Annotated in this window: 20 protein-coding genes; 11 read left to right on the top strand and 9 right to left on the bottom strand. The window is 44.6% G+C overall.

Translation table 11 applies throughout. The features are described from left to right. The first annotated feature begins 5 nt into the window (after positions 1-5). From ACHA99_RS06645 to ACHA99_RS06635, 3 genes are all read left to right on the top strand, one after another. The gene (locus ACHA99_RS06645) at positions 6-470 is read left to right on the top strand and encodes an N-acetyltransferase (RefSeq protein WP_131525841.1); all 465 of its coding nucleotides are present in this window, start codon (positions 6-8) and stop codon (positions 468-470) included. 32 nt (positions 471-502) lie between these two features. Beyond that, positions 503-907, top strand: coding sequence for a hypothetical protein (locus ACHA99_RS06640; protein WP_105252762.1), 405 nt, complete (start codon positions 503-505; stop codon positions 905-907). A gap of 328 nt (positions 908-1,235) precedes the next feature. Beyond that, positions 1,236-1,631 (top strand): hypothetical protein, encoded by a 396-nt coding sequence (locus tag ACHA99_RS06635; protein ID WP_105252761.1) that lies wholly within the window; start codon positions 1,236-1,238, stop codon positions 1,629-1,631. Between the two features lie 65 nt (positions 1,632-1,696). Here the strand turns inward: ACHA99_RS06635 and ACHA99_RS06630 are convergent, their stop codons facing one another. Next, positions 1,697-2,512 (bottom strand): ABC transporter substrate-binding protein, encoded by an 816-nt coding sequence (locus ACHA99_RS06630; protein WP_263138258.1) that lies wholly within the window; start codon positions 2,510-2,512, stop codon positions 1,697-1,699. Between the two features lie 137 nt (positions 2,513-2,649). On the opposite strand from ACHA99_RS06630, the gene ACHA99_RS06625 reads away from it, so the two are divergent. From ACHA99_RS06625 to ACHA99_RS06610, 4 genes are all read left to right on the top strand, one after another. Then, positions 2,650-3,747, top strand: a complete 1,098-nt coding sequence (locus ACHA99_RS06625; protein ID WP_263179630.1) for a DUF2157 domain-containing protein — start codon at positions 2,650-2,652, stop codon at positions 3,745-3,747. Positions 3,748-3,766: 19 nt separating this feature from the next. Further along, positions 3,767-4,897, top strand: a complete 1,131-nt coding sequence (locus tag ACHA99_RS06620) for a DUF4401 domain-containing protein (RefSeq protein WP_393941840.1) — start codon at positions 3,767-3,769, stop codon at positions 4,895-4,897. After that, positions 4,897-5,412, top strand: coding sequence for a GDYXXLXY domain-containing protein (locus tag ACHA99_RS06615; protein ID WP_105252757.1), 516 nt, complete (start codon positions 4,897-4,899; stop codon positions 5,410-5,412). The genes ACHA99_RS06620 and ACHA99_RS06615 overlap by 1 nt, the downstream gene beginning before the upstream one ends. 292 nt (positions 5,413-5,704) lie before the next feature. Continuing rightward, positions 5,705-8,539, top strand: coding sequence for an ExeM/NucH family extracellular endonuclease (locus ACHA99_RS06610; RefSeq protein ID WP_393941784.1), 2,835 nt, complete (start codon positions 5,705-5,707; stop codon positions 8,537-8,539). 696 nt (positions 8,540-9,235) lie between these two features. Here the strand turns inward: ACHA99_RS06610 and ACHA99_RS06605 are convergent. Then, positions 9,236-9,478 (bottom strand): thioredoxin family protein, encoded by a 243-nt coding sequence (locus tag ACHA99_RS06605; protein ID WP_168823976.1) that lies wholly within the window; start codon positions 9,476-9,478, stop codon positions 9,236-9,238. Positions 9,479-10,222: 744 nt separating this feature from the next. On the opposite strand from ACHA99_RS06605, the gene ACHA99_RS06600 reads away from it, so the two are divergent. Next, positions 10,223-11,539 carry a hemolysin family protein gene (locus tag ACHA99_RS06600; RefSeq protein WP_393941782.1) on the top strand — a complete coding sequence of 439 codons (1,317 nt, stop codon included), beginning with the start codon at positions 10,223-10,225 and terminating at the stop codon, positions 11,537-11,539. A 773-nt stretch (positions 11,540-12,312) separates the two neighbouring features. Beyond that, positions 12,313-12,705, top strand: a complete 393-nt coding sequence (locus tag ACHA99_RS06595) for a DUF6678 family protein (protein WP_393941780.1) — start codon at positions 12,313-12,315, stop codon at positions 12,703-12,705. A gap of 200 nt (positions 12,706-12,905) precedes the next feature. On the opposite strand, the gene ACHA99_RS06590 is transcribed toward ACHA99_RS06595, so the two are convergent. The 6 genes from ACHA99_RS06590 to ppk1 all read right to left on the bottom strand — a co-directional run bounded on the left by ACHA99_RS06590 (position 12,906) and on the right by ppk1 (position 19,568). Further along, positions 12,906-13,802, bottom strand: a complete 897-nt coding sequence (locus ACHA99_RS06590) for a hypothetical protein (protein WP_263265253.1) — start codon at positions 13,800-13,802, stop codon at positions 12,906-12,908. Between the two features lie 11 nt (positions 13,803-13,813). Beyond that, positions 13,814-14,572 (bottom strand): hypothetical protein, encoded by a 759-nt coding sequence (locus ACHA99_RS06585; protein ID WP_263185176.1) that lies wholly within the window; start codon positions 14,570-14,572, stop codon positions 13,814-13,816. Continuing rightward, entirely contained in the window at positions 14,572-15,099 is a 528-nt protein-coding gene (locus tag ACHA99_RS06580) for a hypothetical protein (protein WP_393941777.1), read from the bottom strand. Before ACHA99_RS06580 ends, ACHA99_RS06585 begins: the two co-directional genes overlap by 1 nt. 22 nt (positions 15,100-15,121) lie before the next feature. After that, positions 15,122-15,406, bottom strand: a complete 285-nt coding sequence (locus ACHA99_RS06575; protein ID WP_006081330.1) for a J domain-containing protein — start codon at positions 15,404-15,406, stop codon at positions 15,122-15,124. 403 nt (positions 15,407-15,809) lie between these two features. Then, positions 15,810-17,354 carry an exopolyphosphatase gene (gene ppx, locus ACHA99_RS06570; RefSeq protein WP_028760274.1) on the bottom strand — a complete coding sequence of 515 codons (1,545 nt, stop codon included), beginning with the start codon at positions 17,352-17,354 and terminating at the stop codon, positions 15,810-15,812. Positions 17,355-17,396: 42 nt separating this feature from the next. After that, on the bottom strand, positions 17,397-19,568 hold the full coding sequence (gene ppk1 / locus ACHA99_RS06565; RefSeq protein WP_028760273.1) for a polyphosphate kinase 1: 2,172 nt from the start codon (positions 19,566-19,568) through the stop codon (positions 17,397-17,399). A 376-nt stretch (positions 19,569-19,944) separates the two neighbouring features. Here ppk1 and yegD point away from each other — a divergent pair, with 376 nt between their 5' ends. Both yegD and ACHA99_RS06555 read left to right on the top strand, forming a co-directional pair. After that, complete coding sequence (gene yegD / locus ACHA99_RS06560; protein ID WP_168823987.1) at positions 19,945-21,411, top strand: molecular chaperone; 1,467 nt, start codon at positions 19,945-19,947, stop codon at positions 21,409-21,411. Positions 21,412-21,456: 45 nt separating this feature from the next. Further along, positions 21,457-21,945, top strand: coding sequence for a CreA family protein (locus ACHA99_RS06555; protein ID WP_113941505.1), 489 nt, complete (start codon positions 21,457-21,459; stop codon positions 21,943-21,945). A gap of 156 nt (positions 21,946-22,101) precedes the next feature. Here ACHA99_RS06555 and ACHA99_RS06550 read toward each other — a convergent pair whose 3' ends face one another. Continuing rightward, positions 22,102-23,301, bottom strand: coding sequence for a cystathionine beta-lyase (locus ACHA99_RS06550; RefSeq protein ID WP_028760270.1), 1,200 nt, complete (start codon positions 23,299-23,301; stop codon positions 22,102-22,104). Between the last annotated feature and the right edge of the window lie 54 nt (positions 23,302-23,355).

The raw sequence follows: 23,355 nt of genomic DNA, 5'->3' as shown, positions 1-23,355 counted from the left end.
AGCCCATGGCAAGCATCATAACTCGAGTAGATGTGACTCATGTCCATGAGGTTGCAGTGTTATTCAATGAGTACCGACAGTTTTATGGGCGTAGGGATGATCTCGCGGCTGCGGAGCAGTTTATTTATTCAAGAGTGTCAGATGGCTCATCGGTGATATTTATAGCTAAGGATAATCAAGGGCTTGGATTAGGTTTTGTTCAAATGTATCCCAGTTTTTCATCGTTACGTTTGGCCCCTATGTTGATCCTCAATGATGTGTATGTGACTCAACATGCCCGATGTGTCGGTATTGGGCGGGCATTAGTGCTACAAGCCGCCAGTTATGCCAAAGCGCATAATATGAGTTATTTGATGTTAGAAACACAGCAAAAAAACCAGCGCGCGCAGGGCTTGTATGAAGGTTTAGGCTTTGTGCGTAACCAAGATTTTTATATCTACGAACTTGAGCTCCACCGAGGGCTTGAGTAGGTTTATTTATGGCGATTAAAAGGAAAAGTAACATGTTAACTCAGGTAAAAACGTTAGTATTAGGTGGTTTAGTCTTAAGTGCCAGTACTGCAGTTTGGGCTGATGAAGCAGAAAAAGCGTTTAGTAAAGAAGCCATTGAATGTGCCGCTTACTATCAAATTAGCTCAGAAGCCATTGGGGCGATGAATGCACCGCAAATGCAGGCCGTGGGTGAGCGTTTAAAAAGTTCTAAAATTGAGTCTGAGAATTTAGCTAAGAAATACAGCTCTGAAGCAGAGGTCACTCAAGCGGTTGCCGATGCTAAAGCCCGTCAAATCGAAAGCTTAGGTGGGTCAAGCAACTTAGGTGCGTTAATGGGTAAATATAAAGAAGAATGTAAAAACCTGTTAGCCGATCCACAAAAGCGTTTAAATTATTGGACTATGGCGACGATGTAATCGTAGGTTTTAGTCAGGGTAATCGTTTACGGATTGTGAAGAGAAGGAGCCTGATGGCTCCTTTTTTGCGTTAAAGTACAATCACTAAGGAGCTGATGGGGTCATTCATATTGAGTCGGTTTCCCCATAGATTTTAGCCCCGTTTGGTTTAGGGGCTTAGAACCAAGTTGCTTATTTTCGCTCGGCTGAAACTCAACCTCAGTTTTTAGGGTCTTAGTTACATGGTCAAGTATTTAAGCCTTGGGTTTAAATTCTCCTCAGTTTTAAATTCTTAGTTCAGTTTACGATATTCAAAGATAATCACATATGAGTACTAAATGGGAGCACTATGGTATTAACAATAATGGCAGCGACTGTTTTGAGTGCTGGAGTCTGTGGCTACCATTTAATCTATGGTAAGCGGGTTTTATTGGCGCCGCTCTTGAAGGCAAATGTGTCACAGCAAAGCAAGCAAATGCTACTGTGCTTATTTCACTGCCAATCGGTATTTTTTGTGGTTTCAACGGCTGCACTTTTAGCCTGTGCACTAAAGGTGATCCCTGGGATGTATGCCTTTAGCCTGTTGTTATTCCTCGGGATGAACTATGGGATCTTTGCGATTTGGCAGTTTTACATTGCCACTCTGAGTCCACCCAATAGTGGCCAGATGATCATAGTGCAAGCGCTGATTTTCTTACTCATTGGTATTTTGGCTATGCTAGGGCCACTCTTGTCTGCCGCGTAAATTGCTCATGATAGTTTGTAAATCATCGCGATTGAAGCATCAGAGTTTGAAAAACAAACAGCGAATTATGGGGTTAATTGAATACCGTATTGGGCGGCGAGTTCAGCGAGTTTACCATTATTGATGAGCAGTTCAATCCAGTGTGAGAGCCTTTTGCTATCGAGCTGTGAACTGGGGTTGAGTAAAATGCCATTGGCGTATTTTTGGTCCCATTCATCTGATATTAAAAGTAATTTTCTCTCTTCTGGATGAACCTTTAAATAATACTGTAAGTAAGAGTTAGTCACGGGCGCTAGGTCGGCGCGTTCACGTAGAATACTTTCGATAGAGGCGTTATTGTGACTGACGAACAAGGGACGAAATTGCTTTGCCAGCGTATTCGCATCGGTTTCAAAGTGGGCAAACTGGTAGTGATATCCTTTGATGAACGCAATTGACTTGTTGGTTAAGTTTTTGAAATAGCTTTGGTTATGAGCTTTAGTTTTAAGTGCAATAAAGACTTCACCATCTATCATATGTAGCGGAATAAACTGAGTCGCTATTTTTTGCCATCCCCAAGCGGGATTCTCAAAGAGCATCATGTCGAATCGACCTAAGGAATAGGCTTTATATCTGTGCTCAATACTGGTGACGGCAAATTTAAAGACCACTTCTTGTTGTACTTGATTTAATGCATTAATGATATCGAGTGTGAGACCTGTGTAACGGCTGTCTTGTTGTTGATGGACATAGGGAGCAAATTGATAACCACCGACATGAATTGTCGGAATTGACTCGGGAATCGCTGGCGACTGAACTTTATCTTGGGCGATAGCCGTGGTAAATGCGCTAATGCTTAAGGCTAAACAAAAGAGTAGACGACACAACTGGCTCAATATCATAGTCACCCCTTGTTATTTTTAGCATGAATGATTTTTTACAAGTATACACAATTTAATTTGTTCAATGCTGTCGATAAAGTGCGAATTTTAAATCTGTCATAGTAAGCTAGCGCAAACAGGATGAGGGAGATTTCACATTGAGCAAGATAAAATCTCAAGTGTGTGGTTGGGTTGAACAGGGACATATCACGCAAGAGCAGGCGAATAAGCTTTATCGACAGGTGACTGTCTTGCCGGATGGGTCGAGTTGGCGTCGCTTAATTGCTCATTTATTACTCTGGTTCGGTGCGTTAAGTTTTGCCTGTGGGGTGATTTTTTTCTTTGCCTATAATTGGCAATCTTTGGGGCGATTTGCCAAATTTGGACTGATTGAAGTGGCGATAATACTCGCTATCAGCGCATTTGCTTGGCTCTATTATCGTGCCAATATTTATTCCCCTGTTAGTTCTTATCGTAAAGACAGCACTTTTGGTGCGACGACCGCCAATGGCGTGCTACTGGCCGCAAGTGTGTTAGTTGGTGGCTTATTAGCGTTAGTTGGGCAAACCTATCAAACGGGCGCCGATCCTTGGCAGTTATTTGCGCTATGGGCATTCGTTATCTTACCCTTTGCTTGGGTGGCGGGATTTGATGGTTTGTGGCTGTTGCTGGTGGGATTGCTAAACCTCAGCATAGGGATATTTCTGGATTCCTTTTCCCATTTCTGGGGATTATTTTGGGGCGCTCAAGGACAATTGCTGATCTTTATCTGTTTGAATTTAATTATCTATTATGCTTTCGTACTTTTAGACAACAAAGTCGCGGGGCGCTGGCATGCGCCAATCCTTGAATATGTTTGTTCATTGTTTGCTATGGGCTGTTTTACTTGGTTAATCACTTGGCTTATTTTCGACGATTTCCTTGAACGTGACAGCTTCAGCACTGGGATTTTCTGTGGTTATTTTGCCCATCTTATATTCGGATTCGTTATTTTTCGTTATAGATTACCACGCATATATCCCTTGGCCTTGGGCGGTTTTAGCTTGATTGCCGTAGGCGCCGCGTTACTGATAAAGCTGATGTTTGAGGATAATGACCCCATAGGTGGATTTTTGTTTATTGGGCTTTATATCATTTTGGCAAGCACAGGTTTGAGTATTTGGTTGAGGGAGCTAAGCCGGAAACTTAAACCACAGTTTGTAGGAATCGCCAGCCAAGGGAGCGTGAGCGTGGGAGATGTTCATGAGCAACAATAATGGTTTACAGGATAGCGAAATGATCACTCGACCCTGCACTGATAGACTTAATTCAATCGACGCTTCGAGTGAATTAAGTCTAATCAAACTCTGGCAAGCTTTGTATGCCGAAGGCAATGTTAGTGCAGCTCAAATGTCAGAAGACCATGATATCCCTTGGTATATTGCCACTATGCAGGCGTTTGCTGCTTGGATAGCTGCGTTGTTTTTATTGAGCTTTATGATGGCAGCGTTTGGTGCCATTTTTGAGCATGTTGAAGAAGATGTCATTTTATTTATCGGCTTAACCTATTTAGCCTTGGGGATTGGGCTGTATTTTTTACCGCGGCAACAGATTTTTATTGAACAATTTGCTTTTGCCGCCTGTTTGAGTGGTTTGATCAGTGTGGCATGGGGATTATTTGATTTAATTAACAATGATTTTAGCCTCACATGGTATCTCTGTATGGCGGGTATTACATTGTTATTGTGGGGCTTGATTGCCCATGGGCTAGCCCAGTTTGTATTCGCTTTTTGCTTAAGTTGGTGCGTGATTGGCCTGATGGCTAAATTTGAACTGCTCAATTTTAGCCCGAGCCTTTTTGCCGTAGTCATTAGTCTAGTGTTATTAAATATCAATCAGTTCGGGCGTCATTATCGCAGGGCTCGGATGCTCATCTATGGTTTCGCACTCGCGTTGCTTTCGTTGCAGTTGATGCACGCTTTTAGTATGGACAGTATTTTTGAAGCCTTATTTAGCCCTTGGCAGCAAAGCCTGTGGCTGACACTGACTCATCTGTTGATTATTTTCGCTATTTGCGGATTTTTATTGGTGACAATCTTGCGCGAGCGCCAGCAATCACTAAGCTCACCAGTGGCGCTGGGGTGTGTTATCGGTTTAGTCATCGTTAGCGGTTTATCCTTACCTATGCAGGGTTTATCAACGGCTATTCTATTGATCTTGCTTGGTCATTATTGCAACGAGTCTTGGTTGAAAGGTATGGGAATGGTGTCGGCGCTGTTATTTGTCAGCGGGTATTATTATTCCCTAGAGACGACTCTGTTACTTAAATCTGGTTATTTGATGGGCTTAGGCGCCTTGCTGTTGGTGGCAAGGTTAGTGATGTGGCGGTTATTTCCTGCCAATGAAAATGCCAAGGAGACTGTGTGATGGGCAATGTGATGGGAAAACTGTCGGCTTCACATAAATGGGCGCTTGGGCTCGTATTATTCACAACAGTGGCGATTCTCGCTGGCGTGAATTGGCGCATTTTCAAATTCGAACAACTGCTTAATCACGGCCAAGTGGTGCGTTTTGCATTAGCACCGGTCGATCCGCGCTCATTAATGCAGGGTGATTACATGGCGCTTGAATATGCAATCGCGCGCGATGTGCGTAGCGCCTTAGCGCCGCAACAAATGCAGGGGCAGTTATTGCTGGCTGTCGATGGGCAAAAAGTGGCGCGTTTTGTGGACTTTTATACCGACCAAGCACTCGGTAAAGATCAATTACGAGTGCAGTTTCGTGTCCGTGGTAATCAAATTAAACTCGCATCGAACAGCTTTTTCTTTGAAGAAGGACAAGCCGATCATTTTAGTGCAGCAAAATACGGTGAGTTTAGAGTGAATTTGCAAGGTGAGTTACTGCTCGTCAGTTTACTCGATGAAAAGCTTCAGCCCTTATAACCCTGTGTCATGATTGTCAGGATTGCCATCCATTTGTTCTGCTTACTTGATTAACCTCGATTTATCTCTGGCCGCACTGTGTAGTGCGGCCAGCATCTCCCGTACTGCTTTCTTCCTAGTTCTGATCGCTAAATCGCACGAATAATATCCACCTTAAGTTGCAACTTTGATGCAACCAATTTGTAACCTTGACAGCCTATAGTATCGTCAGTCTTCGAGGTGACATCACCTTGAAGTATCTAAGCGCATCAATTAAATACCAAATATTAAAACAATACATTTAGGGGTCTCAATGTTTAACACTAAAACTGTGCTGGCGTTAGCCATCAGCAGCGTTTGTGGGCTTGCCCATGGCGCGGATAATTTGATCATTTCTGAATATGTCGAAGGCAGCAGCAATAATAAAGCTATCGAACTGTATAACCCAACCGCGGGCGCTATTGATTTAAGCCAATACCAATTGCGCTTCTATTTTAATGGCAGCACAAACGTCGGCACGACCATTGCGCTCACGGGCTCTTTAGCGGCGGGTGCGACTTATGTGGTTGCCGATAATGACTCTTCTGCCGATATCCTTGCGGTCACAAATCAACAGAGTAGCGCCAGCTTCTTTAATGGCGACGATGCGATTGAGCTGACCTATCAAAATCAAGTCATTGATAGTTTAGGCCAAGTCGGTGTTGATCCCGGTGCCGAGTGGGGCAGTGGTGATCTCTCCACTCAAGATAATACCCTGCGCCGTAATCCTGATCTGCTGATTGCCGATCCTATCAGTACTGATGCAGTAAGCTTTAGCACTTGGCTAGGTTTTGCTAAGGACGATGTTTCTGATCTTGGTAAGTTCAGTGCGGGTACGCCAACCGATCCCGTCGACCCTCCACCAAGCTCTTTAGTGTGCGGCGAAGAAGCCACAGCAATTCATGCGCTCCAAGGCGCGGGCGCTGCTAGCCCTCTCAATGGTCAAACTTTAGTGGTTGAGGCGGTTGTCGTCAGTAATCAAGAAGCAGGTCTTAAGGGCATTTTTGTACAAATGGCTGATAACGAAGCCGATAGCGATCCCCAAACCTCTGAAGGTGTGTTTGTATATACCGGCACTGCGCCCACAGCTTATGTGGCAGGCGATCGTATTCGTTTAAAAGCCAAAGTCACTGAATATCAAGGCTTAACTGAACTAACGACTTTATCTGATCACAAGTTGTGTGCCACAGGACAAACGTTACCAACGGCCGCGCTAGTGACCTTACCTGTTAACAGCAGTGATGATTTTGAGCCCTTTGAGGGCATGCGGGTTCGTTTCAGCCAAGATTTAGTGGTGAATGAAGTTTATAACCTAGGCCGTTATGGCGAGATTTCATTAGGGAGTCAGCGCCACTTTATTGGTACGCAGGTGGCTGCGCCGGGCGCGGATGCGCTGGCGGTGAGCGCAGCCAACCAACGTGACAGTATTTTATTGGATGACGGTTTAACGGCGCAGAATCCTGATCCTGTGCAATTCCCCGCTCCTGGTTTGAGCGCATCAAACACAGTGCGTGTAGGCGATAAAGCCACATCGCTTACGGGTGTAATGCACTATGGCTTTAATCTGTATCGCATTATGCCAATCGAAACGGTGAACTTTGTGGCGGAAAACCCACGCCCTGTTGCGCCCACATTGAATGAAGGTGGTAATTTAAAAGTCGCTAGCTTTAACGTGCTTAACTACTTCAATGGCGACGGCCAAGGCGCAGGTTTCCCAACCGCCCGTGGTGCCAATACCTTAAGCGAATTTGAGCGTCAAAAGGCGAAGATTGTCAGCGCCATGATGGGCATTAGTGCCGATGTATTTGGTTTGATGGAAATTGAAAATGATGGCTTTGGCACTAATTCAGCCATTGCCGATTTAGTCGCAGGTTTGAATGCCGCAGTGGGTGAAGCGCGTTATGCTTATATCGCGCCAACAGGCATGAATGCGATTGGCACCGATGCCATCACAGTCGGCTTGATTTATCGCAGTGATAAAGTCACGCCGCAGGGTGCTGCGCGTATTTTATCCAGTGCGAATTCGCCATTAGATAGCGATCAACAGCCCCTGTTTGACGATAGCAAAAACCGTCCAATGCTGACGCAAGCCTTTAGCGTGAACGGCAGTGAAGAAGGCGTGGTTGTTGCGGTTAATCACCTTAAATCTAAGGGCAGTGAATGTGCGGGCGAACCTGATCTTAACGACGGTCAAGGCAACTGTAATATCACTCGTACCCGTGCGGCGACGGCTGCAGGTCAATGGATTAGCGAGCAATATCCAGATCAAGGCGTACTGCTGATTGGTGATTTGAACGCCTATGCGAAGGAAGATCCATTAACGGCGTTAGGTAATGCAGGCTTTAGTGAGCTGTTTGCCAAACTTGAAAAGCCAAATCCTTATTCCTATGTGTTCTCGGCTGAATCGGGTCAGTTGGACCATGCTTTAGCAAACGCTGCCCTGCTGGATAAAGTGGTGGATGTGACGCAGTGGCATATCAATACCGACGAACCACGTGTATTGGATTACAACGAAGAGTTTAAGACGCCTGCTCAAATCCAAGACTTATTCGCAAGTGATGCTTATCGCTCATCGGATCACGATCCTGTGGTGATTTCACTCTTGCTCGAAGCGGAAAAAGTCGCGCCAGTGGCCAGTTTCACTCAAGTGGTGAATGGCGCCGCGGTGCAACTGACATCCACTTCAACCGACAGTGATGGACAAATCGTGTCAGCTGAGTGGAGCTTTGGTGATAATACCGTCGCAATGGGTGAGGTAGTGACTCACAGTTACAGCCAAAGCGGTGAGTATCTGGTCACGCTAACTGTGACTGATAACGACGGCCTAACCCATAGCACGTCGCAAATGGTGACAGTGGTTGCTGATAACGTGAAACAACCACCCGTTGCGCAAATTCAGCGTATCAATTTACTGTTCGTCGATATGTTTATCTCGACTAGCTATGATACCGATGGCGTGATCAAGCAACATAAGTGGACGTTCGACAATGGCACCCGCGCTAACGGTCAAGTGGTACTCCGCCTTGCCCGCCGTGGACAACACACTGTTGAACTGACCGTTAAAGATAACGACAAGTTAACGGATACCACGACGCTGACGTATCGTTAAGTCAGTCCTTGTATTCCGTTGATTTTAAGTGATTCAAAGCCCGCAGCCGCGGGCTTTTCTTTTTGCCTAAAAGCAAGATAAAGTTGTCGTCAGTTGTTGTGACGCATCAATTTTCATTGTTTCCCCAGTGACTCGCCGCCTCTGTATTTAACAAGAAGTATCCCTGAGGGTTCTAATAAAATATCCCTGTTTTAGAAGGTCACTGGTACAACAATGCCAATCTTAACTAACCCTTCTGCTGTTCGTTTAGCTAAAAAGCTATTGCCCCAAAGTTTACCACAGCTTGAAGTTCAGCCATTTGTTGTCTGATAATTTGAGATACATAAAGTAATGACTACCAAAAAGTAATGCCTGACCATCAGGGATTGCATAAATCGTTACAGTTGATCAGACTTTGAAGTGATTCTCGGGAGCAAAATCTAGTATTTGGCGTTAGCTTTGGGTTAAAGCACTTCTGCTCCATTCTTAATTGAAACCAGTAGACTCGTCGTATCAAGCTTGGATAATTGACCGGCCTTTGTTAATGAGTATTGTTGTGCTTACAGCTATTTTGGAAAAATAAGGCAACAAATCAACAAATAATAATGTGTGATTTTTCATTGTTTTCTATATGTATAGAACGTTAATTGGGATCTGAGGTGACGGTAAAACAAGAAAGTGGTCTGTTGATTTATTGAGCAGTAATAGTGCAACAATTCAGCGCAAAATGTTTAGCCATGATTCAACCATGTATGGTTGGGGAGTAGAGCCCCAATGCATTAATCTTTCGTTAATAACAACCGCTGGTGAGCTCACCACTCTATAGTCCATCATCACTTCTGGATTTGATTCCATAATCAAGTTAATACTGATGCCACGATTAGTCGCGATAGTAGTGATTAACGCTGCTGTACTTGTGCATTTTGTGCATCCATTGCCCAAAACTTTTATGTATAGCATTTTTTACACTCTCACAAAATGGATCATTCACTCAGTGCCACTGTTATTGGAGATAGGATAAGGACACTTTGCAAAAATTCACTTCAATGTGATAACGGTTAAAATCTATGTGCGCACTATGCCTTTTGGTTTTATTCTAATCAACTAGAGCTTCATTAAAATTTAGGTGTTTTTCTTAAATTTTTGTTAACCTTAGTGTGCTTAAGTAAGGTAAAAACGTAAGTGCTCCGTACAACTGATGACCTAAGTAGTCTTCGCTACTCATACACTTAAGCTATAATTTTTTAATATTAGAGCTTAAGTATCCGTACTAATTATGTTAATTACTAATACTTTACAACTCTCTCTTTTCGTTTAATATGCGAATTACAATCACTTTTTTATGTAGGATTATGGACCCTCACCGACGATACGCTGTAACTTCAGTTGTTGCAGCCATTATCAATAAACATTGTCTTTCCATTTATTTCAATGAGTTAAGACAACTTTCTACACAATCAAATACACGGCTAATCAAAAAGTTGATAGCAAGTAGTAGATGGTTTGTTCTGAGAATTTCAAATCATACCCCAAGCCCGTTCTGGGAAAGGTCCTTTCGTTATATTCTTTTGTTATTTAAGAAGATTATTTCATGAGTTGTATCTAAGCTATCTTTCGATATTTAGCTGAGCTCATTGAGTTTCAGTATCAATTGTCTATTCATTTTTTCTTGTTCAACTTAAAGCGGAACCCAGAGCCACGACTATGGAAATTTTTATTCTTATTGGTTTGATTGTGTTAAATGGCTTATTTGCTATGTCGGAAATCGCCATTGTGACTGCTCGCAAGTCACGGCTAACTGCCCTTGCTCATGGCGGTAGCAGCACTGCTAAAGCAGCACTCAAACTGGCAGAAGATCCAACGCAATTCTTGTCAACTGTGCAGATAGGCATAACATCAATAGGGATCTTAAACGGAATATTTGGTGAATCCATCCTCGCCGAACCTTTGTCACTTTGGCTTCAGACTTTTGGTCTAAGTCCAGATTTAACCAACATCTTTTCAACCGTTCTAGTGGTTATCATTGTCACTTATGTGTCAATTGTCATTGGTGAGTTAGTTCCCAAGCGAATTGGTCAAGTCAGTGCGGAAAGTATTGCCTGTCTAATGGCTAAACCAATGGTATTTCTAGCAATAGCAACCAAACCATTTGTATGGATGTTATCCGGTTCAACTCATGCTCTTATGCGTCTAATGGGATTTTCGCATAGACTTGACGACAATGTGACTCAGGAAGATATTCAGGCAATGTTGCAGGAAGGCTCATCTGCAGGGGTGATTGAGCACAATGAACATGCGATGGTTAAAAACGTTTTTCGATTAGATGAACGTACTATTTCTTCTTTGATGGTGCCACGGTCTGATATTGTATTTCTCGACTTAAACCAGCCTCTTGATGCAAATCTGCGAACTGTTATGCAGTCTCCTCACTCACGATTTCCTGTTTGTCGTAACAATGTTGATGATATGGTGGGTATTATTTCAGCTAAACAACTCCTTTCACAGTCTATCGCGGGTGAACGTTTAGAATTGGTGGATCTCGTTAAGAATTGTAACTTTGTACCCAACAGCTTATCTGGAATGGAGCTACTTGAGCATTTTCGTACTACAGGCTCGCAGATGGTGTTTGTTGTTGATGAATATGGTGATTTGAAAGGGCTGGTAACGCTTCAAGATATGATGGATGCACTGACTGGTGAGTTTTTTCAGGAAGATGTGAATGATCAGATGGTGATAAAAAGGGAAGATGGCTCATTATTACTAGATGGTCTAATCCCTATTTTTGACCTAAAAGACGCTTTAGGTATAAAGCAATTACCAAATGAAGAGGATGGGCGTTATCAAACGCTAAATGGATTTTTAATGTATGAATTAGGGAAAATACCTCAAACCACAGATATTGTTGAAGTTGCAGGTTGGCGACTCGAAATTATGGATATGGACGGTAAAAGGGTCGATAAAGTCCTTGCTCAAATGTTACCTGATGCTGATTCTTCAGAAGAATCTATATTTGTTGATTGATAAATTCAAAAGCATAGTAGTTGTCAGCTTTAGTGCAAAAAACACGTCTAAAGAGCGACCAACTAAATCTGCTCGGTGAGTCGAGCATTAGCCATAGATTTCCTCATGGTTGTTTAACTAAAAATCGTGCCCGTGAATCACTCTACATCAGACTGATTCACGCTATCCCCAATGCCCCGTTTGCAGCTATTCTGGGGCGCTTTTTTCCCTTGAGATGAATCAAATCTTTATAGAATTGATTTATGTCCCTGTTATGCCTATTCCGACTAGTAATATCGAGAGTTGATTAGTTTACAGTCAACAGAGACGTTACTAATAGAATAGCTAATCCGAATCTGACTAAGCAGAGTGAATTATCTAACAAGGTTTTGTCCAAAAGTATGTTGCGTATGCCTTTTAAACCTACAGGTTACGCGAATGCTCGAAAGGTGAGCCGTGGTGATTTGCGATACGACTGTCCGCCCCATGGACGGGGCGGTCGGGCATTCTAGAATGGACTGGAACAACATCCATGCTTAACTGCCAGTTCGCTCTCCATGGCCCTCGTTCATAAACTTAGAATCCCTAGGCTTCTATTCACCCTATCGACGAGCAAATACGATGGCAAGCCAGTATGAGTAGGTCAAACCAATAAGCGCTCCACGGTTAAAAATGGCTGGCCTAATTTATTACCCATCATTTTATCTGTCACTTTAATTAGTTTTTATTGGCAATATATATCTATTAAAGCTATATCATTTAGTTTTTCACTTAGTCGCTTGAGACACTAAAAAATGAATTCTGAAGTTTTGAAGTATGTAAACGAGCATCAGCTTTCGTCTGTAATGAATAAAACAAAGTGGTGCGAGCTTGAAAAGGCATTAAATGGATCTGAAGACTTTATTCCCTATGTGCGCTATAAATTGATTTATGATGAAAACCCTAATGCAGGTTTTACTGCCGTGTGGTGGCACGAGTTACTTGAAATAGCAGAAACCATTGAGTGGTTAGAAGTTGATCCATTCAAAAGAGAATGGCTAGGCCGATTAGTGACGGATCGAGTGACGGACTTTTCTGATGTTGTAAGCGCACAATTAGCCCAATATTCAATTCCTTATTCAATAGAAAATGGCATGTTTCGAATTTGGGGTTATCTGAGGAGGAATGAGTCTCCAGAATTTATTTAACTGAAGAGTTATATCTCTGTAAGTCACTTATTTTTTTTCAAGCTAAACCACTCAAAACTGAGACGTCAATACTGATTGTTGGGATTGAGCATAGAGACAAAAGACATTAAAAAAGTGCTTTATTTTTCAATAAAGCACTCATTTTAAAGCGACTCAAGCACTCGTTAACCTATTGAGCACAGTACTGATTAAAGGACCGATCAAAGTACTATGTAGAGTGGCCAGCCGAGGAGGCCGACGAGACCTTCCTTGTGTTCGAATCTTTCTAAGCGTTCGGGTGAAGCGTCGCTGAGTAAGAGTTCGCGGTAGCTTTTCGCAAAGTGCAGGGTACGCAGTAGGGCGGGGGCAAAGTTTTTGCCGAGATCTTTACTGATGGTTTCAGCGAGTTCTGCGGGTAATTCTGCTAACGCTTTCTGGGTTTCCAATTCGATATGCTCACGGGTAAACCATTCCTCTTTTAAGGTGATTTTGCCGATACGCTTTTTCAAATCCTGTCTGACTTTGGCGCCATCAAACAACAATCGATACAGTACCGCTTCGGCTAATACACTCTCTAGATTGAGAAAATCTAGCGGATCATAGCTCGATTGCGCGTAAAACTGCGCCAATAGGGCCGCAATCGACTGTTGGCGTTGGTGTTCAAGCAGGGCATCTTGATAGGCTTCATAGCCTAACCATTCTTCCGCATCGGGCGGGCTGGACACTTGTTCGAGCAAGAACTTGTCGACATCACCGTACAGTGACTTGCCGTTGATGAGTTTATGCTTGCTGACAGTGCTGAGCATGCTCCAGCCTTTTTGAAAGCATTTGACTACGCCATCGGCGGTGATCAACAGGCGTATCGCCTGCTGTGGGTTTTGGTTTGATAATTCCATCAAACCAAGACTCACCACACCAATGACATCGTGCGCCGCTTGTTCGAGCAGGTGCATTTTGTACTTGTTGTAAAACTTATCGGCCAGTTTGAGGCTCATCAAAATGGCTTTGGATTTGATTTGTGACAGCTGTTCACCGCTCAGCGTTTCGTCTGCTTGGCCTTGGATCAATACCTTGCTCAGGTAGGGTCCTTGATCTACATCACGCAGTACCAGTTGCATCAAATAATTCCTTAATCCAAAAAGCTAAACATATCATCGACTTCAGCGTATTCATCCGTCACTTGGTTTTTCTCTTTGGCTTGAATAACCAGCTCGTTGACAAACTTGCTGATGATCACTTCCCAACCTGAGCTTTCGTTACGCAGCAGACTCTTAATGGCTTTTTCAACATCGGGCGCGAGCTCGTGGATCAAGGCCATTAGGCTGCGTGGGTCGTCTATGCTGAGGCTGTGTGCATCTTCACTGGCGACGCGGCTGTCGTAGCCGATGGTTTCAGTGTCTTCTTCGTCATCATAGAGATCTGTGTAGCCGTCTTCATCTTCATGTTTTTCGCCTAACATCATTTCGATGAAAGGGATCGACAGGTAGAAGAGGCCCGCAGGATCTTCGGCGATACATTCTAGAATCGCAGTTTGCTTTTCTTCGCTATCTTGAATGCGAATTAAATAGGTCAAAAAATCAAAGGTATGCTGAATAAGTTCTTCGGCATTGTTTTTGATTTTTTCTTCCCAGTACAAAGGTTGCTGACAGACGATGTCGCGAATTTGTTCCGGGGTCATGAGTTCAGACATGATCGAAGGACAAGAGATATCATGGTGACTGTTGATTTGCGTCAGCGTGACGATATCCATGTGTTCGATAACTTCGACTAATTGCTCGTCGCTCATGGTATTTGCAATGATTTCAAAGCGTTTGCTCGCTTGTTTTGGCTCTACGTCCGCCAACTCTTTAATTTCGGCGACGGTAATCTCAATGAGACTAGTGTTCATTAGCGGTCCTCATCATCGTAGTGATCGTAGTAGCCATCTTCCTCTTCGCCTTCATCATCATCGTCGTTATCTGAGGTGTCAACATAATCGTTGTCATCATCTTCATCGTCGTGATGTTTTGCTGCTGGCGTTGCTTTACCTTGAGTTTCAAGTAAATACAGCACGGCGCAGCTTTCAATCAGTAAGGTTTCCGAGTAACCACGCACGGCTAACACTAAAGGTAAATCAGCATTGTTAAAGCCAATCGTGACTTTAAACTCATCCCACTCGGGTTGAGTTGCCGTGTTTATCCAATGTGCCCACTTGAGTTTGGCTTCGGCGGGAAACTTAATTCGACCGTAAAGCGCGACAGGCAGGTACTCAGGCACAGTATCGAGCATCTTAGGATCGGCTTCTAACACCTTTTTGATTTGGCTAGTAAATTGTTCTAGCGCTTTAGGTGTATCGGGATCGTCGTAGGACTCGATATTGTCGTAGGCATTATTTTTTAGCTCATTAATGCGTGAGATATTCAGTTTTTTGACCATTTGACACTACTCTAGAAAACGCTCAAGGATAAAATTGATCCCACAGCTCGCGCATAGCGCTCGCGGGATCGGTCACTATGACGTTATTGAAATCTTTGATAAACGCGTTACGTCGCTTAGGATCGGACAACACATCATAAGCATTTTTAACGCGTTCAAGTTGTACGGCGGCTTGCTGCTTTTCCTCTTCCGAGGCGCCTAACAACTTGTCGGGATGATATTTGTTTGACAGCCGTCGATAGGCTTTTTTAATGTCGTCTTCTTTGGCACTGGGTTTTATACCAAGCACACTAAAGTGGTTAATCATACTTGTACCTGCAGGCGATGGGGCTGATATCGCGAGATAAAAAGGGTTTGACTCTGATTATCTTTAAATTCGTGGAATTATGATTAGTCAGTCGTGGATGATAGCAGAAATTCCCACTCAGCGGCAAACGCGCGAGCAGGAATTTGTGCTTTAGTGAAGGGTTAAAAATCCTTTAAACTTTAATCTGTTGTGGCGCATAGATTAAGTCTACCGCTATGCTGTTGAAATCCGGTTACCTAGCCAGATTGACAGCTAACTTAACCTTGTTTTAGGCGAGATAATGGCCCTCGATTAAGGGCAATATTTTAGCGCCGAACAGTGCCGAATCCTTCGCTAAATACACTCACACAGAGCTAACCCACACTCGCCTCGGCCACGTTAGGCTGAGCTAACGCCGTAACAGCTAAGTCAGACTAGACACTAAACGCAGGTTCATTCCAAGTGTGAGCATTTGTTTTTGTTCTCGCTGTAAATCTTTCATAAACAAGCTGATTTTCCGCTTATGGCTTGGTAGTACTAGCATGAGTCCATCGGGGATCACTTTAATATGATCTAAGGTCAGCGTCTTAGCGATACGGCCAAGATTGAGCAAGACAGCGAGCCTAAGCAAGCAGAGCAGGCGATTGAGCGTGAGCTTATGGTTGGGATCGAGCTCAGCGAGCATTAATTCGTTAGGCTTTTTTCTGTGATTGGTGATAAGTCGTGCTAAATCCAGCTGTAATGCTTCGCTAAACCCAGGTAAGTCACTGTTACTGATAATGTAACCGCCGTGTTTGTGCAGGGATTTTGAATTAATGTGTAATCCGATTTCATGTAAGGTCGCGCTATAGGCGAGCAAGCGCGCATGGGGCCTTAATTGCCATTCATCGGCGACCTGTTCAAACAAGGCCATAGCAGTGTCGCGTACCTTAGCCGCGTGGGCCATATCGATATGATAAAGCTGGGCAATACTGTCGACGGTGCGGTGGCGAATATCCTGATACTGACCAATCTTTGCCAGTTCATAGAGTACGCCTTCACGCAGTGCGCCTGGGCTAAACTCAAGTTTTTGAATAGGTAAGCGCCTAAAAAAGCTGATCAAAATGGCAAGTCCGGCGGGCACTAAGGGAATGCGTTTATCATCGACGTTGGCAAATTGGATTTGGCTAATATGGCCACATTTGATCAACTTGATTTTGAGCTGTTTGAGTCGTGGCAGCGTGATAGTTTCATCGCCGTGTTCTTCTTGAATCGCTTCGCAGATGGCTTTCACTGTGCCTGAACTACCCAAGGTGAGTTCCCAGCCGCCCGCGAAATATTCCTTTGAGAGCGACGCGAACTGCTTATCGGCCGCACTTTGGGCATCGCGAAATGAGGCTGGGGTGATGAGCCCATCAATAAAGAAACGCTCATTAAAACTCACACAACCGCAGCGCAGGCTAGATAACTGAGTTGGGGTATTTTTCTGGCCGATCACCACTTCGGTAGAACCGCCACCGATGTCGATGACTAAATTACTTTTTCCTAGCACTTGGCTTTGGGCAATACCGTTATAAATCAAACGCGCTTCTTCATGGCCCGAAATGACCTCCACCGGATAGGGCATGATGGCGAGCGCCGCCTCGATAAACTGATCGCGGTTTTTGGCGATTCTCAGAGTGTGGGTGGCGACTAATCGCACTTGCGCTTGGTCGAGATTGGAAAATCGTTGGTTAAAATCCCGTAGGCAATTGAGCCCACGTTCTATGGCGTCATTGTCGAGAATATTTTGCGCATTGAGTCCAGTGGCGAGCTGAACCTGTTGTTTTTCTTTATGTAAAATCTGCAAACTACCATCTTGCTCGCGTGCGATGACCAGATGAAAACTGTTCGACCCCATATCGATGGCGACAAAGTGGCGCGATTTAGAGTTTGCGAGTACATTGCTGGGCGTAGCGTGTGACTGTGTGTGCGAATATGTGGTTACCAATCGGATTATCCTTAGGCAATCAAAGCGATATAAAGCCAGCGATTAGCTGGCTTTGGCCCGTAACTCAGGTGTTATGTCAGGCTGAGTTTTCACTTCTCGCTCAGCGTCACCCTCATGGGTGGACATACGTAAGGCATTAAATTCTTGCAGTTGGCGCTTCTCATAATTAATCAGATATTGATAAATGGCAATTTGAGAACGCACTTTTCGTTTGTTACCGCGATTCCGATAAGGATTACTTTGTTCCTTGTTAATGACACGTGCTTTAGTGTTGTCATTGAACTGTAAGGATAAAATATCCATTATCATCTGTTTTAGGCGCAGATCATAAATCGGCACACTCACTTCAACGCGATTATCTATGTTGCGGCTCATCCAGTCGGCGGAGCAGATGAAGAGTTTGTTCTCTCCACCCGCGTGGAACAGCATCACCCGCGAGTGTTCGAGGAATCGGTCGACGATACTATAGACTTCGATGTTGTCGCTGATCCCCGGAATTTGCGGGATAAGCGAACACATGCCGCGAATAAGTAACTTGATTTTGACCCCTGCCGCCGAGGCTTCATAGAGCTTTTGTACTAAGGATTCATCGAGTAAGTTATTTAGTTTTAAGGTAATCGCCGCCTTCATATGGCTCTGGGCATTAACGATTTCATTATCAATTAAGTGACTCAGTTTTTGTCTGGCATCGTAGGGCGACACAATTAAATGCTGGAAATTATCGCGGCGATACGGATGTTCAATCAAGTCAAATACTTGCTCTACTTCTCGGGCAATTTCTTGATTGGCGGTGAACAGTGACAAGTCAGTGTAGACCCGCGCCGTGCCTTCGTTAAAGTTGCCTGAGCCGACGTGACAATAGAGTTTGATTTCCCCTTGTTCTTCGCGGCCAATCAAGCACAACTTGGAATGTACTTTTAAGCTGGTGATACCGTGGTGAACTTTGACGCCCGCTTCGGCCAAGATGCGGGTCCATTCGATGTTGGATTGCTCATCGAATCTGGCCCTGAGTTCAATGACGGCGGTGACTTGTTTGCCGTTTTTCACTGCATCGATAAGCGATTGCATTACATGGGATTTTTTCGCCACTCGATATAAATTAATTCGAATAAAGCGCACCGCCGGATCGTAGGCCGCTTGGCGCACCATTTCGGTAAAGTGGGAAAACTTATGGTACGGATAATTGAGCATGATATCGCCCATCCGAATCGCATCGAAACTGTTGGCACTGCGGCCAAAACCTGCACTATTGAGCGCCGGTAGTTTTTCGTTTTCGAGGTAGTCGCGGCTCGGGTTGGGGAAGGCGATAAAGTCTTTAAAGCTGTGGTAACGCCCGCCTGGGATCAAACATTCGGTCGAGCTGATGTTCAGGTTTTCTTTGAGCATCACCAACATGTGTTCAGGCATTTCTTTGTCATACACTAAGCGCACAGGCTCTGCAGTAAGACGTTTTTTCAATCCCTTGGTCATTTTCTCAAGTTGGGTTTGTTCAAGCTCGTCAGTGATATCAAAATCAGCATCGCGGGTTAACTTCATCGAATACACTTCGATAGCATCGTACTCGAAGAAGGGACCAAAGAGTTCATCTACGCAGTGGCGAATAATATTATCTAATAAAATCAGATATTTTTTCGCTTTACTCTTTTCAGCTGGGAGTTCGATAAATCGCGGTACATTTTTAGTAGGCACTTCGACTAAGGCGTATTGGCGACGCGCTTTAGTGAACAAACACACACACAAATAGGTGGCGTCGTCGTTGATTTGCTTGATCAGATCGCGATTATTATTGACCATAAGCGGCGCGATATGGCGTTTGAAATGGTCTCTAAAATGCTTTTTCAGCCAGTCGCTGTGGAACTCGCTTAATTGTTTCTCATTGATTAACAAAATATTACGACGTACAAGTTCGCGCATTAAATCCGTGTATATGCCATCAAACCTTTCTTGCAATGCCATCACTTTCGATTGGATCTTGGCCATTAAATGGCGGCTATTACTGCGACCTTCCTGCAGGGATGACAGCAAAATGGAGCGTCTGACCGCAGCCACACGCACCCTAAAAAACTCATCCATGTTATTGGAAAATATCCCTAAAAAGCGGACTCGCTCCACTAAGGGAACATTGTGATCGCAGGCTTCTTGCAATACCCGCTCATTAAAAGACAACCAAGAGAGTTCTTTATCAATCGAAAGTTTATCGGTATTCGGGGACACTGCACAGCTCCTTTAAGCAAGCGTCATGGCGCAATATACAATAGCATTCATCCGCCGTTGTGCAATCAGATTTACTGCCGACAAGTGAAGGAATTTCAATGATAAATATTGCGTACACGCCAAAATCAGTCTGGGATTTATCTGGGATAAAGATACGAGGGAAATATGTCAACTTGATGACGAGTGTGACAGAAATATGACCTTATGATGATCATCTTGGATTGAGCTTAAATTCTGTTCGCGTTACTGCGATTTAAGTCTTGAGAAACTGTGCAAGCGCGGCTTACTGGAGGATAAATCCGTCAGTGTTAACTCCTTGGGCATTATCGCAAACTATGTTATCTTGCTCGGCTTTTTTATCGCGGGAGTAAAAGGTATGTTTGTTGGATTTGATTATGGTAGTGCTAACTGCGCCGTAGGGATCATGCTGGATGATGGTGTGCAGTTATTGGCGTTATCAGAGCAATCAGCTTATTTGCCTTCGACCTTATACGCGATGGACAGGGAACTGATCGCCGAGGCGGTTTATCGTGGCCTTCCCACTGAATTAAAAGCCGATTACGCCAAAAAGCGCGCCGCGCAATTGAGTCGCGCCCGTATGGTGCGCCATGAGTTAGATCTCGATGCCGATGTTCAGGCTGTATTTGTTGGCGAGCAGGCGGTGAGCGCGTATTTAGAAATGCCGGAGGAGGGATTCTATGTCCGTTCGCCAAAATCCTTTTTAGGCGCGACAGGGCTTAGACCCGAACAAGTGGCCCTGTTTGAAGATATTGTTACCTTGATGATGCAGCACATTAAAGTGCGCGCCGAATCTGTGTTAGTTGAAAAAGACCTTGTGAAACAGGGTAGCACTGCGATGATCACCCATGCGATTATTGGTCGTCCGGTGAACTTTCAAGGCATAGGCGGTGAAGAGAGTAACCGTCAGGCCGAAGCTATTTTGACCTTAGCGGCAAAACGCGCGGGTTTCATCGACGTTGATTTTCTGTTCGAGCCGTTAGCGGCGGGGATGGATTATGAAGCGACCTTGACCGACAACAAAACGGTATTGGTCGTCGACGTTGGCGGCGGTACAACGGACTGCTCTGTGGTAAAAATGGGACCCGCCCATAAACAAAAAGCGGATCGCAGTGAAGATTTCCTCGGTCACAGCGGCCAGCGGATCGGCGGTAACGATCTTGATATCGCCCTTGCAATGAATGCCTTTATGCCGCACTTTGGTTTAGGTTCCTTGATGATCAATGGCAAACCTATGCCCAGTAAAACCTTTTGGAATGCGGTTGCAGTGAATGATATTAGCGCCCAGCGAGAATTCAGTACCTTAAGTAGCCGTAAATTGATTGATGAATTGGTTAAAGAAGCCGAGCAGCCACAGTTACTGAAGCGATTGTTAAAGGTGCAACAGCAGCAGTTAAGTTATCAACTGGTTCGCCAAGCCGAGCGTGCGAAAATTGCACTGTCAGATACCGATAATACTGATGTTAATCTGGATTTCATCGAAGCTGCGCTGCACGCGGGTGTGAGTCGTGAATTGTTTGAAAATGCCATTGAGCCGTCGCTGACGAAAGTGGAAGCCCTGATGCACCAAGCGCTCGCGCAAGCGGCAAAAACTTTGGCAGCAACAAATGTCGCGGTAAACCGCTCAGCAACAGAGGATTTATCCGCTGAAGCAGAGTGCAAACCCGATGTGATTTACGTGACGGGGGGGACGGCACGAAGCCCTGCGATTTATGCGAAAATCGCTGGTATCTATCCCGATATTCCGGTCGTGGTCGGCGATCACTTTGGCTCAGTGACAGCCGGATTAACCCGCTGGGCACAAAAGCTATTCGCTACGCATTAATATATAAGCGCTAACATATCAGCACTAATGTAAAAGGATGTATGAATGAAAACTCTGTTGAAGTGTGCGTTTGCGGCCTCTGTAGGTCTATTGCTTGCGGGTTGTGGTGACGATGTGGGTAAGGTGAGCTTAGGGCTTTTTACCACTAAAGATGTGATTATTGATGCTAAAAACGATCCTAAAATACCTGGGGTGACTTGCCATATCAGTCGTATCGAAGCCAATTTAGATTTTGCTGATCCGTCCGATATGGGGATCAGTTGCCGTCAAACTGGGCCAATTACTGCGGCCGATCTGGCGAAGATAGACATGGGGAAACACGGCGAAGTGATTTTCACTGAATCCCTGAGTATTTTATTTAAGTCATTAAAAGTGCGCCGGATTTATGATGCACAAAATCAGACTCTGTTGTATTTGTCCTATTCGACGAAAGAGACCAATGGCAGCCATAAACATGCGCTCTCAACAGTGCCGCTTTATGGCTCTGCGGCTTGGGTCGATCCTGCATTAAGTATTGGAACGAAAGCGCATTAATCGCCCTAGAGTTTATGATTTAGCGGTTTATTTGCTATAAGCATAATGATATTGCAGTAAACATTCGTATTTGTGTCAGTATCGATAAGAGAAGGGGCGGAATATTTATTCCGCCCCTTTTTTATATTCAGCTAGCACTTAGCACATTAAATATCGTTACTTAGCTTTGGCCGCCAATACAGCGTTAAAACGTTCAAACCCAGCACTGAGATCGGCGATTAAATCAGCGGGATCTTCTAAACCAATATGTAAACGGATCAAAGGTTTGCTCGCATCCCATTGCGTTGCTGAGCGGATTTTTTCAATACCGAAAATGCCGAGGATTAAACTCTCGTAGCCGCCCCAAGAAAAGCCCATCTTAAAGTGACTCATATTTTCAACCAGTGCGGTGACCGCATCGCCATCGCCCTGTTTTAAGATAAAGGAGAACAAGCCGTTGGAGGCACTAAAGTCGCGTTTAAAGAATTCGTGCCCAGGGCATGTATCAAACGCTGGATGACGTAGATGATCGACTTCTGGCCGGGTTTTCAACCAGTTGGCCACTTGCAGGGCATTTTTTTCATGTTGCGCCATACGCACGCCTAAGGTACGTAGGCCGCGGGCAGCAAGGTACACATCGTCTGGCGATGTGGTTTGTCCCATCAAATAGCTGTGTTCACGTAATTGTGGCCAGTATTTTTCGTTGGCCGTGGCCGTGCCTATCATCACATCCGAGTGACCGACGATATATTTGGTCGCCGCTTGAATTGAGATATCTACACCCATTTCAAAGGGTTTGCTATTGATGGGCGAGGCCCAAGTGTTGTCCAGCATAGTGATCAACCCATGTTCGTGGGCGATGCGGCACAAGGTCGGTACATCTTGCACTTCCATGGTGATGGAGCCCGGAGACTCTAAAAACAGAACCTTAGTATTGGGGCGAATGAGGTCGCGAATGCCTGCGCCAATCAGCGGATCGTAGTAAGTGGTTTCGATACCAAAACCGCCGAGAATATGGGTGCACAGATCCCGCGTTGGCTCATACACGCTATCAACCATTAACAGGTGATCGCCCGTTTTTAAAAATGACAGTAGCGCCGCACTGATCGCCGCAGCGCCAGAAGGATACAGCGCCGTACCGACGCCGCCTTCTAGTTCGGCAATCGCGGCCTGAAAGGCAAAATGGGTTGGGGTGCCACGGCGGCCATAAAACATCTCGCCATTGGTTTTATTTTTTGCGGCGTGGCGCATTTCATCCATGGTTTCGAAGACGATAGTCGAAGCGCGAAAGACGGGCGGATTGATCACGCCTTTGGTCCATTTTTTGTCTCGACCTAAGCTGACGATTTGGGTGGCTTGATGATGTTTATCTGTCATTGGATCATTACCTTGGCATTTAGGTTGAACGAAGAGGTTGAACAATTTGGAGAA

It is taken from the genome of Shewanella sp. S23-S33 (genome assembly GCF_043359565.1).
Lineage (GTDB): Bacteria > Pseudomonadota > Gammaproteobacteria > Enterobacterales > Shewanellaceae > Shewanella > Shewanella oncorhynchi.
Note: the sequence above shows the minus strand (reverse complement) of the source record. Positions and strands in the feature narration are given on the sequence as shown.

Bases quoted from the DNA above. Each gene is read 5' to 3' on its own strand.
- ACHA99_RS06645 (WP_131525841.1), top strand. From the start codon at position 6: ATGGCAAGCATCATAACTCGAGTAGATGTGACTCATGTCCATGAGGTT.
- ACHA99_RS06640 (WP_105252762.1), top strand. From the start codon at position 503: ATGTTAACTCAGGTAAAAACGTTAGTATTAGGTGGTTTAGTCTTAAGT.
- ACHA99_RS06635 (WP_105252761.1), top strand. From the start codon at position 1,236: ATGGTATTAACAATAATGGCAGCGACTGTTTTGAGTGCTGGAGTCTGT.
- ACHA99_RS06630 (WP_263138258.1), bottom strand. From the start codon at position 2,512: ATGATATTGAGCCAGTTGTGTCGTCTACTCTTTTGTTTAGCCTTAAGC.
- ACHA99_RS06620 (WP_393941840.1), top strand. From the start codon at position 3,767: ATGATCACTCGACCCTGCACTGATAGACTTAATTCAATCGACGCTTCG.
- ACHA99_RS06615 (WP_105252757.1), top strand. From the start codon at position 4,897: ATGGGCAATGTGATGGGAAAACTGTCGGCTTCACATAAATGGGCGCTT.
- ACHA99_RS06610 (WP_393941784.1), top strand. From the start codon at position 5,705: ATGTTTAACACTAAAACTGTGCTGGCGTTAGCCATCAGCAGCGTTTGT.
- ACHA99_RS06605 (WP_168823976.1), bottom strand. From the start codon at position 9,478: ATGCTATACATAAAAGTTTTGGGCAATGGATGCACAAAATGCACAAGT.
- ACHA99_RS06600 (WP_393941782.1), top strand. From the start codon at position 10,223: ATGGAAATTTTTATTCTTATTGGTTTGATTGTGTTAAATGGCTTATTT.
- ACHA99_RS06595 (WP_393941780.1), top strand. From the start codon at position 12,313: ATGAATTCTGAAGTTTTGAAGTATGTAAACGAGCATCAGCTTTCGTCT.
- ACHA99_RS06590 (WP_263265253.1), bottom strand. From the start codon at position 13,802: ATGCAACTGGTACTGCGTGATGTAGATCAAGGACCCTACCTGAGCAAG.
- ACHA99_RS06585 (WP_263185176.1), bottom strand. From the start codon at position 14,572: ATGAACACTAGTCTCATTGAGATTACCGTCGCCGAAATTAAAGAGTTG.
- ACHA99_RS06580 (WP_393941777.1), bottom strand. From the start codon at position 15,099: ATGGTCAAAAAACTGAATATCTCACGCATTAATGAGCTAAAAAATAAT.
- ACHA99_RS06575 (WP_006081330.1), bottom strand. From the start codon at position 15,406: ATGATTAACCACTTTAGTGTGCTTGGTATAAAACCCAGTGCCAAAGAA.
- yegD (WP_168823987.1), top strand. From the start codon at position 19,945: ATGTTTGTTGGATTTGATTATGGTAGTGCTAACTGCGCCGTAGGGATC.
- ACHA99_RS06555 (WP_113941505.1), top strand. From the start codon at position 21,457: ATGAAAACTCTGTTGAAGTGTGCGTTTGCGGCCTCTGTAGGTCTATTG.
- ACHA99_RS06550 (WP_028760270.1), bottom strand. From the start codon at position 23,301: ATGACAGATAAACATCATCAAGCCACCCAAATCGTCAGCTTAGGTCGA.